At 57.6% G+C, this 17,239-nt stretch carries 14 protein-coding genes; 12 read left to right on the forward strand and 2 right to left on the reverse strand.

Going from position 1 to position 17,239, the window contains the following annotated elements; all coding sequences use genetic code 11:
- The first annotated feature begins 16 nt into the window (after positions 1–16).
- The gene (locus tag GT019_RS14560; protein WP_161743913.1) at positions 17–1,567 is read left to right on the forward strand and encodes an SAM-dependent methyltransferase; all 1,551 of its coding nucleotides are present in this window, start codon (positions 17–19) and stop codon (positions 1,565–1,567) included.
- Between the two features lie 580 nt (positions 1,568–2,147).
- Here GT019_RS14560 and GT019_RS14565 read toward each other — a convergent pair.
- On the reverse strand, positions 2,148–3,122 hold the full coding sequence (locus GT019_RS14565) for a glycoside hydrolase family 43 protein (protein WP_235948096.1): 975 nt from the start codon (positions 3,120–3,122) through the stop codon (positions 2,148–2,150).
- Between the two features lie 237 nt (positions 3,123–3,359).
- Between GT019_RS14565 and GT019_RS14570 the strand changes: the two genes are divergently transcribed.
- From GT019_RS14570 to GT019_RS14595, 6 genes are all read left to right on the forward strand, one after another.
- Positions 3,360–5,111: a cache domain-containing sensor histidine kinase gene (locus GT019_RS14570; RefSeq protein WP_235948099.1), complete on the forward strand. Its 1,752-nt coding sequence runs from the start codon at positions 3,360–3,362 to the stop codon at positions 5,109–5,111.
- The gene (locus tag GT019_RS14575; RefSeq protein WP_161743915.1) at positions 5,108–5,896 is read left to right on the forward strand and encodes a response regulator transcription factor; all 789 of its coding nucleotides are present in this window, start codon (positions 5,108–5,110) and stop codon (positions 5,894–5,896) included. The genes GT019_RS14570 and GT019_RS14575 overlap by 4 nt, the downstream gene beginning before the upstream one ends.
- Positions 5,897–6,002: 106 nt before the next feature.
- Positions 6,003–7,469 (forward strand): ABC transporter substrate-binding protein, encoded by a 1,467-nt coding sequence (locus tag GT019_RS14580; protein WP_161743916.1) that lies wholly within the window; start codon positions 6,003–6,005, stop codon positions 7,467–7,469.
- Positions 7,470–7,529: 60 nt separating this feature from the next.
- A complete protein-coding gene (locus GT019_RS14585) occupies positions 7,530–8,498 on the forward strand; it encodes a carbohydrate ABC transporter permease (protein ID WP_161743917.1) in 969 nt (322 codons plus the stop codon).
- A 3-nt stretch (positions 8,499–8,501) separates the two neighbouring features.
- A complete protein-coding gene (locus tag GT019_RS14590; protein WP_161743918.1) occupies positions 8,502–9,356 on the forward strand; it encodes a carbohydrate ABC transporter permease in 855 nt (284 codons plus the stop codon).
- A gap of 55 nt (positions 9,357–9,411) precedes the next feature.
- Positions 9,412–10,734 (forward strand): extracellular solute-binding protein, encoded by a 1,323-nt coding sequence (locus GT019_RS14595; protein ID WP_161743919.1) that lies wholly within the window; start codon positions 9,412–9,414, stop codon positions 10,732–10,734.
- A gap of 241 nt (positions 10,735–10,975) precedes the next feature.
- On the opposite strand, the gene GT019_RS14600 is transcribed toward GT019_RS14595, so the two are convergent.
- Positions 10,976–12,049, reverse strand: coding sequence for an SMI1/KNR4 family protein (locus GT019_RS14600; RefSeq protein WP_161743920.1), 1,074 nt, complete (start codon positions 12,047–12,049; stop codon positions 10,976–10,978).
- Positions 12,050–12,267: 218 nt separating this feature from the next.
- On the opposite strand from GT019_RS14600, the gene GT019_RS14605 reads away from it, so the two are divergent.
- The 5 genes from GT019_RS14605 to GT019_RS14625 all read left to right on the forward strand — a co-directional run bounded on the left by GT019_RS14605 (position 12,268) and on the right by GT019_RS14625 (position 17,204).
- Positions 12,268–12,846, forward strand: coding sequence for a TMEM175 family protein (locus GT019_RS14605; RefSeq protein WP_161743994.1), 579 nt, complete (start codon positions 12,268–12,270; stop codon positions 12,844–12,846).
- A gap of 285 nt (positions 12,847–13,131) precedes the next feature.
- Positions 13,132–13,536 carry a hypothetical protein gene (locus GT019_RS14610; protein WP_161743921.1) on the forward strand — a complete coding sequence of 135 codons (405 nt, stop codon included), beginning with the start codon at positions 13,132–13,134 and terminating at the stop codon, positions 13,534–13,536.
- Positions 13,537–13,597: 61 nt separating this feature from the next.
- Entirely contained in the window at positions 13,598–14,866 is a 1,269-nt protein-coding gene (locus tag GT019_RS14615; protein WP_161743922.1) for a sensor histidine kinase, read from the forward strand.
- Positions 14,856–15,530 carry a response regulator transcription factor gene (locus tag GT019_RS14620; protein WP_161743923.1) on the forward strand — a complete coding sequence of 225 codons (675 nt, stop codon included), beginning with the start codon at positions 14,856–14,858 and terminating at the stop codon, positions 15,528–15,530. The genes GT019_RS14615 and GT019_RS14620 overlap by 11 nt, the downstream gene beginning before the upstream one ends.
- Positions 15,531–15,884: 354 nt before the next feature.
- Positions 15,885–17,204, forward strand: coding sequence for an ABC transporter substrate-binding protein (locus tag GT019_RS14625; RefSeq protein ID WP_161743924.1), 1,320 nt, complete (start codon positions 15,885–15,887; stop codon positions 17,202–17,204).
- The last annotated feature ends 35 nt before the right edge of the window (positions 17,205–17,239 follow it).

A 17,239-nucleotide genomic window follows, 5' to 3' on the forward strand; every position in this document is an offset into this window, starting at 1 on the left:
AGCAGGATAAATCCGAATGACATTCCAACAAAAGCAGCGGTATCGCTTCAGCGATGCGCCGATATGGGCCCTGCAGCGGCAATATTACGAAGAAGAAGGATTGAAGGCTTGGAACAACGATCAAGTGCCGCAATACATAACGAGCAATCCGATGATCGCGACCGCGTATGCGGAGATGATGTTCGGTTTTCTTCAAGATCGGGCGAATAAAGGATACGGCTCGGAGCCCGTGACGATCGTGGAGCTTGGAGCGGGAGCGGGGCGCTTGGCTTACCATGTGCTGCGCGAGTTATGCCGGTTGAGGGATTATGCGGGGATCGCATTGCCTGCGTTTCGTTATGTGATGACGGACTTGGCGCTGGACAATGTTCGGGCGTGGAAGGAGCATCCCGCGCTGCAGCCGTTTATGGCCGAGGGGATCCTCGACTTCGCGCGGTTCGATGCGATCCAGGATACATCCCTGCAGCTCGTATTGTCGGACGACACGATCGGTCAAGGGGACTTGCAGCAACCGGTCGTCATCGTGGCCAACTACTTTTTTGACAGCATCCCGCAAGAGCTGCTTTATATAGACGGTGGGCTGGTGTATGAAGCCGACGTGTACGTCGAATATCCCGAACGGCATGATTCGCTGAAACCATCGGAAGTGCTGAATCAGATCGCTTTAAGCTATGCGCATCGGCAAGCGCCTGAATACGAACAAGACACCTATCCATACCGCGATCTCATTGCCCTCTACAAGGAGCAGCTCGAAGGTTCGCACATTCTATTCCCCGTCGCGGGATTGCATTGCTTAGAGCGGCTGAACGCGTTGTCGCGGCATGGATTCCTGTTAGTCACGGCCGATAAAGGACATCACTTGCTCGACAGCTGGAAATTCGCGGCGCCGCCGGAGTTGATCCTGCACGGCAGTTTTTCTTTAACGGCCAACTACCATGCGATTCAATACGTCTACGAACGCAGAGGAGCCGAGGCGTTATTTCCGCCGCAGCATTATACAAATATTAATGTCGGCTGCGTGCTCCATTTGGAACGGCCGAGGGACTATCCTCAGACGAGATTGGCGTATCGTCGGTTTATCGAACGTTTCGGACCGGACGAATTTTATAGCTTGAAGGTATGGGTAGACGGCCATCTAGAAAGCATGGAGCTGGAGCAAATTTTAAGTTTTTGGCGTCTGGGCGGTTACGATGCGGAATTTTTCATTCAGAGCGCGAAACGAATCTCTGGTCTGCTGCCGGAGGCGAACGATGAAGAACGGCAGGATCTATTGACGGGCATACAGCAGATGTGGTCCTCGTACTACGTCATGGAGCAGCGGTACGACCTTGCGCTCGATGCGGGGTTGGTCCTGTTCGAGATGAGTATGTACGCGGAGTCCAAGCGGTATCTGGAACTATCGATCCATGAAGAACAAGATGAAGTCGTCTCGACCGTCTATTATTGTTTAGCTATCTGTTGTTTCGAGCTGGAGTCAGTCCCGGAGGCATCGCATTACTTGCGGGAGTTATTGGCGCTCGATCCCGGCCATGAAGAGGCAAGGGCATTGTTAAGCATGATTCAGTAGCGACGTCCGGGGTCGCTGACTAACGGAAATCAAAAGCCTCCTTGCCGCCAGTGCAGCGCACCTGTAGTACAACCCCAAAAGGGCGAAAGTCGGTGGAACATATTCCGCCGCTCTCGCCCTCGCTATATCAAGTTGAACGTTACGACGCCGACGCAGACCACGAACGTTGCGGAAAGGATCTACGAGTTCGAGGCATACGGCCCAAGTTTGACGACATAACCTTGCGGCGGATGCGGAGCGCGGCAAGGTAGGTCATGTCATGAGATTCCTCGCCTCTGAGACGATACGTTTCGGGGGCTTTTTGTTCCTCTTGAATAGAGAAAAGACCACGTCGTCGCTGACCGTGATTTGAACGGCTTGCACGATGCGATCCAGGCGTTCCACAAGGATTCTTCTCGCTGCATCACGAATATAACCGGTGTCTGAAGATTCATGTAAATCGGGGAGAGCCAAGCGTTGTTTGAATGGGTTCTGAGACTGCCATTATTCACGCAAGAAGCAAAATGACCAGGCTGCCAGCGCATCCGGTCATTTTGCTTCGCACGCTTGTACGTCATGCGAACGCTGCGGCCGCCAGGCTTCACGCGTACGGATCGATCGTCTGTATCGTGCCGTCCTCGTTATACCGCAGCTCGGTGAATTTCACGCAGCGCTTGTTGTCGGCGCCCCCGGAGAGGGAGCTGTCATGGTAAAACAGCAGCCACCGGCCTTCGTACTCCACGATGGAATGATGGGTCGTCCAGCCGACCACCGGGGTCAGAATCGTGCCTTGGAACGTGAACGGACCGTAAGGATGATCGCCGATCGCGTAGACCAGCTTGTGCGTCGTGCCGGTCGAGTAGGAGAGGTAGTACTTGCCGTTATAGGCATGCATCCACGGACCTTCGAAATACCGACGATCCTCGTCGCCGGCCAAGATAGGCATACCATCCTGGTCGACGATGGAGACTTCGCGCGGCTCCTCCTGGAACGTCAGCATGTCGCGGCCGAGCCGGGCGACGCGCGGACCGAGGGCGGGCGCATCGGAAGCGGGACCTTCGGCATTCGGGGCGAACGCGCCCGTCTGCCATTTCTCGAGCTGCCCGCCCCAGAGGCCGCCGAAATACATATACGCCTCGTCCCCTTCGACGAATACGGCCGGGTCGATGCTGAAGCTGCCCGGAATATAGCTCGGCTGCGGCACGAACGGACCGGCGGGCGACGCGCTGGTCGCGACGCCGATGCGGAAGACGGAATCGTGGTCGCGCGCAGGGAAGAACAGGTAGTAGGTCTCGTTCTTGTACGCCGCGTCCGGCGCCCACAGCTGCTGCTTGGCCCAAGGAATATCGCGCAGATGCAGCGCCTCTCCGTGATCGACGCAAGCCGCGTCCAAACCGTCCATCGAGAGGACGCGATAATCTTCCATATCGTATTGATCGCCGTTGTCGTTGGACGTCTGTTCATGGTCCAGGTCATGCGACGGATAGATGTAGAGCTTGCCCTCGAAGACATGCGCCGACGGATCGGCGGTATAGATATGGGTTACGAGCGGCTCATTGAATTTAAGCGTTTTCAATTTGATCATCCCCATCGCGCAAAGTCATGTTCACGCTTTAGTTTAGCAAACCCTCTACGCTTCGCGGCGTCTCTTGCGCTTGTTATAAATACCAAAATAATTGGATTTTGTGGCATCTGACATTGCTTGACACTCCTTCGGGAATCCATTACGTTGTTTCTAGCATTCATAAGCGAGGCAGGGTTGCCTGTGAGAAGACGAGGAATACGGTTCATTCAGCTGCGGGAACATAACAACTTGCGGAATCAAATTTTTATCAGCTTCACGCTGACGATCATTCTCGTGCTTACCTTCGCGGGAGCGTTCATCTACGGCGAAGTGTCCGTGCTCCTCAAGAAAAGCGCGGAGAAGCATATTCAACAGACCGCGATCCAGGCCAACGGAAGGCTTGACGCGCTCCTGAAGCAGGTCGATTCGCTTACGACCCAGGTTGCCGTGGATGCCTATGTGCAGAAGCTTCTTTCCCGGGAGGCGGAGGGAAGCCGGTCCAATTTCAACGAGCGCCAGTCGCTGCTGCAAATCGCCAATAATTACATGGCGTACTCCTCCGGCATCAGTTCCCTGGAGCTCTACACGATCGATAACAAGCGCCTGTTTCCGCTGGACGACTCCAGCCTGAACCGCATCTCCGGGGACGCGCTCGCCGCGGCGGACGAGAAGAAGGGACGGCTTGCCTGGATCGGCATCGATCCGCGTTCGCCCGACACGGTGCTGGCCGTCCGCCGCATCAACCTGCTCGATCATGCCTATTCGCCCGGAGGCTACGTGGTCGTCCATATCAACCGGGATTATTTCAACATGTTCCCGTCCGATTCCGCGGGCGACCGCTCCGAAGCGCGCGAGTCCATGCTGCTGAGCGACAGCGAAGGCAATCCGATCCTCTCGGACATGAACGACGAGACGGCGCAGGCGGTCGCCGCGCAGACGGGCAGCACGGTCACGGTCGGCGGGGAGCGGATGCTCGCCGTCCGGCAGCATTCCGACGTCACCGACTGGAAGCTCGTCATGCTTCTGCCGGTCGAGGCGGCGACCGAGGGCATATCGGTGCTGCGCACGGCGATCTACGTGTCGATCGGCATCGCGGCCTTGGCCTTCCTGCTGCTGGCGCTATTGCTGTCGACGATGATCACCCGGCCGATCCAGCAGCTGATGAGAAGCATGCGCAGCGCGCGGTTCGGCGGGCTCAAGCCGCTTCCGACGACGCGCAACCCCTTAAGGACGATGGAAATCAACGAGCTGAACCACACGTACAACCGGATGGTCACCCATATGAACGAGCTGATCCAAGTCGTCTACGAGAAGGAGATTACGCAGAGCCGCACCGAGCTGAAGGCGCTGCAAGCGCAGATCAACCCGCATTTCCTGTTCAACACGCTGGAGGCGTTCTATTGGTCGCTGGAGGAGAAGGAAGAGGATGAGCTGGCCAAAACGATTCTCGCCATGTCGGGCTTGTTCCGTTACGTCATCGGCAGCGCCGAAGCCCACGAAGAATGGGTGACCGTTCGCGATGAAGTCGAGCATACGCGGCGCTACCTGCAAATCATGAAGATGCGCTTGATCGACCGGCTGCACTGGGAGATCGACGCGGATGAAGGGCTGCTGCACGTGCCGATTCCGAAGCTGATCCTGCAGCCGCTCGTGGAGAACGCGATCTTGCATGGCGTGGAGAGCCGTATCGGGCCGGGATCGGTCACGGTTCGCGTCCGGTCGTCGCAGCCCGGCCTGGCTGCCATCTCGGTCAGCGACGACGGGGCGGGCATGGACGCGGAGACGCTGGCAAGGCTCGTGCAAAGCTTGGACGCCGCCGCGCCCCAGACGTCCAAGAAAGGGGCCGGCGTGGCCATGTTCAACGTGCAGCGCCGCCTAAAGCTCCACTATCCGGGGGCGACCGAACGCGGCGGCGGATTGCATATCGAGAGCAAGCCCGGATCGGGCACGACGGTAGGCTTCGAAATTACGACGACTTTGAAGGGGGAGGCGCACCTATGAGAACCTTGTTGATCGTGGATGACGAGCCGCGCACGCGTCTGGGCATCCAGAAGACGCTCACGGCTTGGTCGGCAGGCCGGCACAGGATCGAGACGGCCGCGAGCGGGGTCGAAGCGTTGGAATGGTTGAAAGCGAATACAGCCCATGTCATCATCACGGACGTGCGCATGCCGGAAATCGACGGCTTGCAGATGCTGGAGGCGTTGGCTCGGCGCGGAACGCTGCCCGTCGTCATCGTCATCTCCGGCCATGCCGAATTCGACTATGCGAGAAAGGCGCTTCAGCTGGGCGCGTTCGACTATATTTTGAAGCCGCTCGACAAGGACATTCTGATGGAGACCGTGCAGCGGGCGCTGCAGCTCGAAGAGGGCCGGGAGCGGATGCAGGCCATGGAGAAGCTGGTCGACGCGAAGCTGCTGGAGGTGGGTCGCATCGAAGCGCGGCTCGGCACGCCGATCAAGGAAGCCATCGGCTATATCGAGGCCCATCTGGAGGAGCCCATCAGCATGAAGCAGGTGGCCGACCTTATCCATCTCAACGCGAGCTATTTCAGCGTGCTGTTCAAGGAACAGACCGGCGTCACGTTCAGCGATTATCTGACCCGCATCCGACTGCAGAAAGCCAAGGAGCTGCTTGTCTCGACGCGGCTGCCGATCTCGGATATCGCCGAGAAGGTCGGCTACGGCACCGCCAAATATTTCATCAAGGTCTTCAAGGACAACGAGGGAACCAGCCCGAGGCAGTACCGCATGCAGGCGCTCGAGGATGACGCATCCATCCGATAAAAGTGGAATTTCTCCCAATCGCCGTTACTGTTGCGCTTACATTCCTGATTTTATAATAATGTATGCGGTTACAACTTACCGAGCTTAAAAAAGGGGAGGAAAAAACATGAAACGCGCTTTATCGATGACGACGGCTATTGTCTTATTGTCTTCTGTTCTTACCGCGTGCGGAGGGAACTCGAACGCTTCGAACGATGGCGGCACTGCAAACGCAGGCAATGCGAACGCCGGCAATGCAAGCGCCAACAATACCGAGGCGAATACGAACGCGGACGCCGGTAATGCCGCGGCGAACGCCAATACGGGCGACGCCGGGGGCAAGACCGGGGAGAAAATCACGATCAACCTCTGGAGCTTCACGGACGAGATTCCGAACATGACGAAGAAATACCTCGAGACCCATCCCGACGCGAACGTGGACTTCAAGACGACGGTCATCGCGACGACGGACGGCGCTTACCAGCCGGCGCTCGACCAGGCGCTGGCCGGCGGCGGCAAGGATGCTCCGGATCTGTACGCGGCCGAATCCGCCTTCGTCCTCAAGTACACGCAGGGCGACGCGTCCGACTATGCGGCGAATTATTCCGATCTGGGCCTCGACGACCAGCAGGTGAAGGACGCCGGCATCGCCCAGTATTCGGTCGATATCGGCAGCAAGGACGGCCAGCTGAAAGGCCTGGCTTACCAAGCGACCGGCGGCGCCTTCATCTACCGCCGCTCGATCGCCAAGGAAGTGTTCGGCACGGACGATCCGGCCGCGATCAAGACGAATATCGGACCGGGTTGGGATAAATTCTTCGACGCGGCCGCGAAGCTCAAGGCGAAAGGCTACGGCATCGTATCCGGCGACGGCGACATCTGGCATCCGATCGAGAACAGCTCCGACAAGGGCTGGATCGTGGACGGCAAGCTGCATATCGATCCGAAGCGGGAGCAGTTCCTGGACTTCTCCAAGCAGCTGAAGGACAAGGGCTACTCCAATGGCACGACCGACTGGACCGAAGCGTGGTACGCCGATATGTCGGGCACCGGCAAACAGCCGATCTTCGGCTTCTTCGGACCCGCGTGGCTCATCAACTACGTGATGAGCGGCCAAGTCAAGGACACGACGGGCGACTGGGCCGTCACCGAACCGCCGACCGGCTTCTTCTGGGGCGGCACGTGGCTGCTCGCGAACAAAGACGTCGTGAAAGACGAGGCCAAGAAAGCGGCCGTGGCCGATTTCATTAAGTGGGTCACGCTCGATACTTCCGATACGGGTCTGCAGAATTTCTGGGCAAACGGCACGATGAAGGCGGGCGAGCAAGGCACGAAGGACAGCGTGGCTTCGTCCGTGGTCATGTCCAAATCGGACGGCAAGGTCGACCTGCTCGGCGGACAGAACATGTTCGAAGTCTTCGTGCCGGCCAACGCCAACGCGACGGGCAAGAACCTCACCCAATACGACGAGTCGATCAATCTGATCTGGCGCGACCAAGTCCGTCAGTATGCCGAAGGCAAGAAGAGCCGGGAGCAGACGCTGAAGGACTTCAAGCAAAAGGTTCAGGACCAGCTCGGCATCGACAGCGAGTAATAGTGCCGAGGGGCGGGAGTTCCCGCCCCTCCTATTTTGATCATCGACGAGGTGAGCGCCATGCGCCGCAAGGGCATCAATTATTCAAAATTCGGCTATCTGTTCAGTCTTCCGTTCCTGCTCGCTTTCCTGGTGTTCTCGTTCTATCCCGTTCTGTACACCGCGGTCATCGGCTTTACCGACATGAAGGGCGTCATCCCTAAGCCGGTCCATATCCTGGACCATCCGTTCGACAATTTCAAGTACCTGTTGTTCGACAACGTATCCTTCCGGACGTCGCTCTCCAATACCGCGCTGATCTGGATCCTGAACTTCATTCCCCAGATAGCGTTCGCGCTGCTGCTCACCGCTTGGTTCACCAACCAGCGCTTGAAAGTGCGGGGACAAGGCGCCTTCAAAGTGCTGCTCTATATGCCAAATATCATCACGGCGAGCACGATCGCCGTGCTGTTCAACTCCCTGTTCTCTTATCCGATGGGGCCGATAAACAGCTTGTTCGAGACGTTCGGATGGATTCACGAGCCCGTCAATTTCCTGCAGGACAAGACGACGGCTCAGGGGATCGTGGCCTTCATCCAGTGGTGGATGTGGTACGGCAATACGATGATTATCCTGATCGCGGGCGTCATGGGCATCAATCCGGCCTTATTCGAGGCGGCGTCCATCGACGGCGCAAGCGGATGGCAGATCTTCTTCCGCGTCACGCTCCCGAGCCTACGGACGATCATGCTCTACACGTTGATTACCTCTACGATCGGCGGCTTGCAGCTGTTCGATATCCCGCAGCTGTTCCTGTACGGCGGACCGGACGACGCGACGCTTACGACCTCGGTGTTTATCTACGGGCAGGCGTTCAAGGGCAGCTATATGTTCAACCGGGCTGCGGCGGCCAGCATGATCATGTTCGTTATCGCGGCGGTGCTGGCGGGATTGCTGTTCTACCTGATGCGAGACCGGGACGCGGCAAGAGCCAAGAAGGCATTAAGAAATCGCAACAAAGCTGCCAAAGCAGCGGCAAGGGGGATATAGATCATGGCCAAAAGCAAATCCGGCAACACGTTCTCCCTGACGTTGAACAAAACAATCGTCTACGCGGTGTGCATCGTGCTGGCGCTGCTCAGCATTCTGCCATTCTGGATCATGTTCGTCAATGCGACCCGCTCGACGGCGGAGATTCAAAGCGGTCTGTCCTTGATTCCGTCTATGCACTTGAAGACTAATTTGGATGTGCTGCTCAGCAAGAGCTTCGATCCTCTCAAGGGTTTCTTCAACTCCCTGATCATTTCGGGCCTCTCCACGATCTGCGCGGTATACTTCTCGTCCTTGACCGCCTATGCGCTGGTCGCTTACAACTGGAAGATGCGCCAGGCCTTCTTCACCGTAATCATGCTGGTCATGATGATACCGGCCCAGGCCAGCGCCATCGGCTTCTACAAAATGATGTACCAGCTGCACTGGACGAACAATTTCCTCCCGCTCATCCTGCCGTCCATCGCGGCGCCGGCGATCGTGTTCTTCATGCGGCAATACTTGCTCGCGACGCTGTCGATGGAGATGGTGGAGGCATCGCGCATCGACGGCGCCGGCGAGTTTTACACCTTCAACCGCATCGTCATGCCGATCATGGTGCCGGCGATCGCGACGCAGGCGATATTCGCCTTCGTGGCGAGCTGGAACAACCTGTTCATGCCGCTCATCCTGCTGACGGAAAAGAGCAAATATACGCTGCCGATTATGGTCAGCCTGCTCAAGGGGGATATTTATAAGACCGAGTTCGGTTCCATCTATATGGGCCTCTCCCTGACGGTACTGCCTTTGTTTGTGATATACTTCCTGCTGTCGAGATATATTATCGCCGGCGTGGCGCTTGGCGGCGTGAAGGAGTAAGCAACTCCCTTCCGTCCCGTCCCGCCTTGCCGTGCGAGCATGGGTGGGTGGAGCGATGAACGCGCGCAAGACATGCCGGACGCTGACGGCGCTTCTCGTCGGTCTGACGCTGCTGCAAGCCGGATGCGCCAAGGATTCGGACGAGGAGCCGCGATGGGCGAGCGAAGAGACGGCCGGCAAGCTGACGATTCATATGATGCATCTGTGGCCGGAAGGCGGCGCGCCCGGCCAGTACCAGATCGTGAACAAGATCATCGCCGAGTATCAGGCGGAGAACCCGAACGTCACGATTACGCAGGAAGTCTTGGACAACGAACGGTACAAAGCCAAGATCCGCGTGCTCTCCGCCGTCAACGACCTGCCGGACGTCGGATTGACGTGGCCGGCCGGCTACTTGCAGGATTTCGTCCAAGGCAATTTGTTTACGCCCCTCGACGATCTCCTGCATGGCGACCTCGAGGATGCGTTCCTTCCGGGAGCGACGGAGGCTTACAACGTCGGCGGCAAGACCTACGCGCTCCCGCTGGAGTTCAACATCGCCCCCGTATATTACAACAAACGCATTTTCGCGAAATACGGGCTGCAGCCTCCCGCGACGTACGAGGAATTGCTGCAGATCGTGAAGAAGCTCGCGGATCACGGCGTCGTGCCGATCGCGCTGGGCGACAAGGATCGCTGGACGGGGTCGCTCTGGTATATGTACCTGGCGGACCGCATCACGGGCACGGAGAATTTGGCGAACGCCATCAAAGGCACCGTCTCGTTCACCGATCCGGGTCTGATCCAAGCGGCAAAGAAAATTCAGGATTTGGTGGGCATGAACGCGTTCAGCAAAGGCTTCAACGGGCTGTCCAACGATGAAGCGAAAGCGCAGTTCATGGACAGCCAAGCGGCCATGTACCTGATGGGGACGTGGGAGCTGCCGAACTATACGACAAGCGCGACCGTTCCGCAGTCCTTCCGCGACAGCATGGGATTCTTCAAGTTTCCGGCCGTTGCCGGGGGCAAAGGCAATGTCGACAGCTGGGTGGGCGGTCCCGGCGTCGGTTTGTTCGTGGCCGAGAATTCGCCGGTCAAGGAAGAGGCGAAGAAGTTCGTGCGGTATTTCGTGAAGCGATGGGGCGAGGAATCCGTGAACGGCGCGGGCGTCATCCCCGCCACGAAGGTGGACACGTCGAAAATCCAGCTGCCGCAGCTCTACGTGGATCTGCTCAAGGAAGTGAACAAGGCGACGAATATGACGCTGTTTGCCGACGTCCTGATGCCGAACGACGCCGCCGAGGTCCATCTGAACCAGGTTCAAGCGTTGTTCGGCAACGAGATCGATCCGGTCCACTTCGCCAAGGCGCATGATGCGGCCATCAAGAAGGGGAATTAAGCGTCGCGAGCGCGAAGGCGTTCGTCGTAGCGCTGCGCGGCATGCTTGCCAACGGAGCAAGCCCGGTTCGAAGCAAGCCGGTTCGAAGCAAATCCGATAGGCATGTATGGAAAGAACGAGGAGCATTCGATATCGAATGCTCCTCGTTTTGCATTGCAGCCCCGGGAAGACCGGCGGTTCGCCGCAACGCGGTTATATACGGATACGACGAACTCAGTCCATCGCAGCGCGTGTCAACAAATCAGGAAATACCACCGGTTACATCCCCTCCAGCCGCAGGTGTCCGTACGGCTTCCGCCTCCGCCGACAGCTTTGCGATCACGCTGTTTCGCGCCTCGTCCGTGAAGCGGAGAACGCCGTTCTCCTGCACGATCAGGCCTTCAGCGATCCGCTTATCCAGCCAATCGCTGACGAAGCCGGCTGCATACCCGCCTTGACCGAATTCTCCGCCGAAGGCGATCATCTGATCATAGGTATCCAGATACTGCCGACGGCCGGTAGCCGGATAAGCGTTGGCGTACAGCCAGAACTGCACATCGTACATGAGATATGACCGCACGTCCGCATGAAAAGAGAAGTGGCCTTTCTCCTCAACGATGCGGGTACAGACGCTGCGTATTTTGGACGCCAGCCCGTCCACCTCGGAGGCCCGGTCGCAGAGCTTCGCGAGCAGCGGGGAGAATTTCCCTTCGGCCACTTTGCGCAAATCGTTCGCTTTGTCCGCCTCGGAGGTGTCGTATGCTTCCTCGCTCACTAACCCGCGGATGAACGTCTCGAAGTCCGGTGCCAGGAAAGTAATCTCGTAATCGGCTTCCTGGTCGACATGGACGACCTCGGGTTCGCCGTCCTTGCCGCAGCGACGGTAATCCAGCATCACGACATCGTGTCCTGCGGAAGGGCAGTCGCAGATCACGACGCCAATATCCGGATAGCCCCAGTCTTCAATCATGAACGGACTGCCGAGATTACCGCAGAGCGCGTAATTTTTGTCGCGGCCGATCCCCATGATTCCCGTTATCGCAATATGATCCTCGGCCCAAGAGGTAGCTTCGTCCGTCGGGAAGGCGGCATGGCGGGGAATGCCGCCGTTCCGATGCTTCATCAGGGCGATGTAGGCCGCCGGCAGTTTATAGCCGAGTTCTGCCTCTACGGAAGCAATCAGCTCATCCGAAGGCGGATCCAAGACATATTGTTCTCTGGCATAGCTGCTGTCTGCCCAGAAGCTGTCGAGATCCATGCCTTCGAAAGGGAGCGTCCTCTGGTCGTTCTCTTGTCTGCCGAGATTTCGGCCGGATGCGCGTAGCCGTTGATCCATCGTTGCCGTCTGCCTCCTCAGTGAAACGATGATTTTACCCTATTTTACCAGAGTAAAGACTGCGCATGTAAATCGGTCTTGGTTGCGCGCGCATGAAAAGGCACCTGGCGGCCGCGAATACCTGCAAATTCCGCTTGACAACCCGCAGCTATTTATATGAAGCTACTCGTGGTGACCGGATAATATGTTCGCGAGAAGCGGGGAAAAGGTGAGACGCTCTGAAATCGAATCGGATGGAAGCCTTCAGCGACGGCGTGTTGGCGATAATCATTACCATTATGGTGCTGGAATTCAAAGTGCCGGAAGGCCATGACTGGCCTGCGCTCATTGGGCTTGGCCCGAAAATTCTGAGCTACATTCTCAGCTTCGTCTATGTCGGCATCTATTGGAACAATCATCATCATCTGCTGCACCTGGTTCGCACGATCAACGGGCGGCTCATGTGGCTCAACCTGCTGCTGCTCTTCTGGCTCTCCCTGATTCCGTTCACGACCGCGTGGATGGGCGAAAGTCATTTCGCGGCCACGCCGACGGCGTTGTACGGAATCGTGCTGCTGCTCGCGGCATTCTCGTATTGGGTGCTGCAGCGCGCGATTTTCATCCAGCATGCCGGCAATTCCACCGTCATCTCGGCGATCGGCAAAGACTGGAAGGGGAAGTCGTCTCCCGTGATTTACTTGGTTGCGGTGTTGAGCGCCTACGTGAGCACGTGGATAGCCGGCTTTTTGTTCGCGCTGGTCGCGGTGATGTGGTTCGTGCCGGATAAGCGGATCGAGCATGTATTGAACGGCCAATAAGAGAAGCTCTTCGATTCCCGCGCGAAGCGGGGGGCGAAGAGCTTTTTTTTGAATGAAGCTGCAGCGGACAGGGATCGACAGAAATCGCCTTATCCAGAACCGCGAAGACCGCGACGGGGCGACCAATGCCTTTCAGCGTGTAAGTACGGGGTTACCCTCGCCGAGTCTATCCGTAGATAGACCCCTTTAGCCGCAAGATCCCCTTGACGATAGACGAAGTCCACTCCCGAATCCTATACGATGGAATTGTCTTCAACAGACGATTTGACGAAGGAGCGGAGAACTATGAAAAGGGCGGGTCGTACATTTCTCGTCGGAGCGGTACTGCTGATAGTCGGTTTCGCGTGGGCGTTGACGATGAATGGCTTGGGAACGCTGGAGTGGGCGCTGCTGCTGACGGGCATCGCGCTGGGCGTCCTGGCGGGAACGATTCAAGGGTGGGCGGTTGCCCGCAAGCGGCGCGGAACGACCGGGTCGGGCAAGATGCTGCTGTGGGTAAGCGGAACGATCGTCTCGTTAATTGTCGTAAAGGTCGCCATCAACATCTTGATTCCGTCGAATCTGGCTACGGAAGAGAGCGGCCTCTACTTGTCGATCGTCTTTGCCGTGGGCGGACTGTTCCTCGGACGCGGCGCTTACTCGCGCCTTGCTCCCATCCCCGGCGAACGGGGCAGAAAGCGCTCCTCCTAGCGGGGGCTTTCTTCATTCAGGGATACCCGCCCCGTTGCCTTCCGGGAGGATTGGATATAGGATGGAAATTAACCAAGATGACGGATCAAGGGAGAAACTGATGAAACTCGTCCCGATCTTTGCGACCGCGATTACGGCGATCTTTTTCGCTGCATACTGGATACCCGCGCATTCCGACTTCGTCGGCACCGCGATTCTTGCGTTGTTCTTGCTGATGTATCTGTTCATGATCTGGGTCCATGAGACGTGGTGGAATCTGACCCGGCTGGTTCTTGCTTCTAGCCTCGCGGTCGCGCTCGCGCTGACGCTTCATGTCGTGGACGACAACGCGGACGCCTCGCTGCTGCTATTCCCGGCGGTGTATATACTGGCCAACTTTTCGCGGCAATTGCTCCGGTTGTCGTCGATTATCGCAAGTGGCGTCATCCTGATCATCGCGGCGATCGATTATGCGAATCCGGCTTTTCTCAGCACGAAGCTCACCGGGGCCGCGGGGTTGTACATGGGCGTCAAGGCCGTCAATCTGTTCAGAGAGCTTTATTATCCGAACCGGGACCACTTGAAGGAGCTGAACGAAGCGCATGTCCAATTGCAGCAAGCGCACGCGGAGCTTCAGGAAACCTCCGTGCACGCCATGCGCTATGCCGCGTTGTCGGAACGATCGCGCCTGGCCCGCGAGATTCACGACGGCATCGGCCATCGTCTGACCTCCCTGATCGTCCAGCTCCAGGCACTCGAAATCATGCTGCCCGAGAATCCGGAAGCCGTGCGCCAATCCATTCCCGTCATGTTGGACATCGCACGGCAGGGCATGGCCGAGGTCCGCATGTCCGTCAAAGACTGGTCCGAGGATGAAAGCGGGCTGGGGTTGATTGCCTTGAAGGGGGTCGTGTCGCAAAGCGAGGCCCATTCCCGGATCCAATTCACCTTCGCGCAGGACGAAGCGTTGTCGGATTGGACGGTCGGGACGAGCGTCGTGCTTTACCGCGTCCTGCAGGAATCGATCACGAACGTCATCCGTCATTCGGGGGCTTCCGCCGTACTGGTGAGCGTGCAGGAGCGAGAGCGGCAGGTTATCTTGACCGTCTCGGATAACGGCCGCCACACGGAAGCCGCCCCGTTGACGCCGGGGTTCGGGATTCGAGGCATGCAAGAACGATGCCGCGCGGTCGGCGGGACGTGCGCGTTCTCGCAAAATCACCCCCATGGACTGGTCATGGAGGCGGTCGTTCCCCTGGAACCGGGCGAAGATACAGATCAACGAACGGACCGGCAATCGATCGGTCAGTCGAACCCAATCGTATCGGGAGGAACCTCGCATGAACGATAAGCCCATGATCCGCATCGTACTGGCCGACGACCAATCGATTATCCGGCAGGGACTGCGCTATATCATCGACGCCCAGGCGGACATGACCGTCGTCGGCGAGGCTGCCGACGGCGACGAAGCCGTCCTAGCAGCGTGCAATACCAACGCCGATCTGGTGCTGATGGACATTCGCATGCCTAACAGGACCGGCATTGAAGCCACCAGATCGATCCTGCAAGCGCGGCCGGCCATGAAAGTCGTCCTGCTGACCACGTTCGACGTGCAGGAATACGTCTTCGAAGGGATCAGGGCCGGTGCCGTCGGCTATTTGCTGAAAGACGCGGATACCAAGGAATTGCTGGAAGGCATTCGCTCGGCGTACCGCGGAGGCGCCGTGTACAGCAGTACCACGGCCGGCAAGGCGCTGGCCCAGGTCGTCGAGCAGCGACAAGAGCTTGACCGCGAGGACGCGCAGGCCAAGGTTCTCGTCGAACCGCTGACGGACAAAGAACTGGAAGTGCTGCAGGAAATGGCCTACGGGCGGCGCAATTGGGAAATCGCCAAACGGCTGTACGTTTCCGAAGGCACCGTCAAGACGCATGTCCATCGCATTCTGCGGAAGCTGGATGTCGAGGACCGCACGCAAGCCGTGGTTCTGGCCATGCGCTGCGGAATCGTGAACTAGCGATCGCCGTGCCGTGCCGCGGATGAAGGCAGGCTGCTGAACGGAATCGCCATCACGCCGATCTTTTAGGCCTCCTTTGACCGCAGGAGGCTTTTTTGCATTCCCGCCAGGGCCGATCCGAAGCCGGGCGGGGGATTTCCGGCCGAAAAGCGGACGTAATTCGCTCGAATAACGGACCGGTCGCCTTCTAGTAGTCAGAAAATAAAAAATATTAAAAATTGCAAGATAACTAATTGTAAAATAAAGTGCTTTCAATTACTATTAACCTATCTGACTGGCAGAGTATATGCCTGGATGAAAAGGATGAGATTGCCAGCGAGGTGAGAGGCTTAAAAAATAAAGGAGGCGTTATCAATGGCGGCAAAGAAAGAGAAAAAAATGTTGCTTGGTACAGTCGCGGGAGTTCTGCTTATAGGCGTTTTGGCAGGCTGCGGCGACAACGGCGACGGGGGAAGCAATGGCGGCTCGGGCAAGAAAGTCACGCTGCGAATGATCGAGAGCTTGACGAGCCCGGCACGAACCGCGGTATTGCAAGAAATGATCGCCAAGTTCGAAACGGCTAACCCGGACATCAAAGTCGAGCTGATCTCGCCTCCTTTCGACCAAGCCGACAACAAGATCAAAACGATTCTCGGAGCCAAGGAGGATCTGGACGTATTGGAAGTGCGCGATCAGACGATCTCCGAATTCTCCAACAACGGCTATCTCGAGCCGCTGAATGATTACGTGAAAGACTGGCCGGACTATGCTACCGAGGTCGACGTAGCCAAGACGGTCGCATCGCTCGGCGACAAGCTGTACTTTATCACGAACGGCATGTACCAGCGCCAGATGTTCTATCGCAAGGACTGGTTCCAAGAGAAGGGCATTCAGCCGCCGACGAACTACGAAGAGATGGTGGCAGCCGCGATCAAGCTGACGGATCCGAGCAAGAACCGTTACGGCTTCTCCTTCAGAGGCGGACCGGGCGCCAACGGCGTGCCGGATACGATCATTCAAAACTACAACTTCGATAACATCGATCACGACGACTCGTCATTCTTGAAAGACGGCAAATCGATGTACTCGACGCCGGAAGCGAAGCAGGCGCTGGAGCTTTACGTCAAGCTCTACAAGGAAGGCTCCCCGAAAGATTCGATCAACTGGGGCTACCAAGAGCAGGTTCAAGCGTTCACGTCCGGCGTCACCGGCATCCTGCTGCAGGATCCCGACGCGATCCCGGCGTTGACGGAGAAGATGGACGTCAACACCATCGGTACGGCTCCAATGCCGAAAGGACCGAGCGGCAAGGCATTCACGGCCACCGGCGGCGCCGGTTGGGGGATCGCCTCCTACTCGAAGCATAAGGACGAGGCGTTCAAGCTGATCGCGTTCCTGTCGAGCCCCGAACAAAATACGTACTTCGCGATCAAAACCGCCCTTATTCCCATCCATTCATCCGCAAGCGAGGATCCGTTCTTCCAAACCGATATGTACAAAACGCTGCTGGAGATGGCCAGCAAGCCGGATGAATTCGTCAACCTGAAAGCGAACACGAAGTACCCGGGCACCAGCCAATGGGGCCAGGTCGCGATGGAAAGCGGCCAATCGCTGCTGCTCGGCAAAGTGTCGGTGGAAGACACGTTGAAGCAATGGGATAAATTCTGGGCCGATCAGCGGGCAAACCTGAAATAAGGCAACGGGCCTTATAGGCGCGGGCGGGCGGCGGG

Origin of the sequence: Paenibacillus glycinis, from assembly GCF_009909185.1 — a bacterium.
GTDB lineage: Bacteria > Bacillota > Bacilli > Paenibacillales > Paenibacillaceae > Paenibacillus_Z > Paenibacillus_Z glycinis.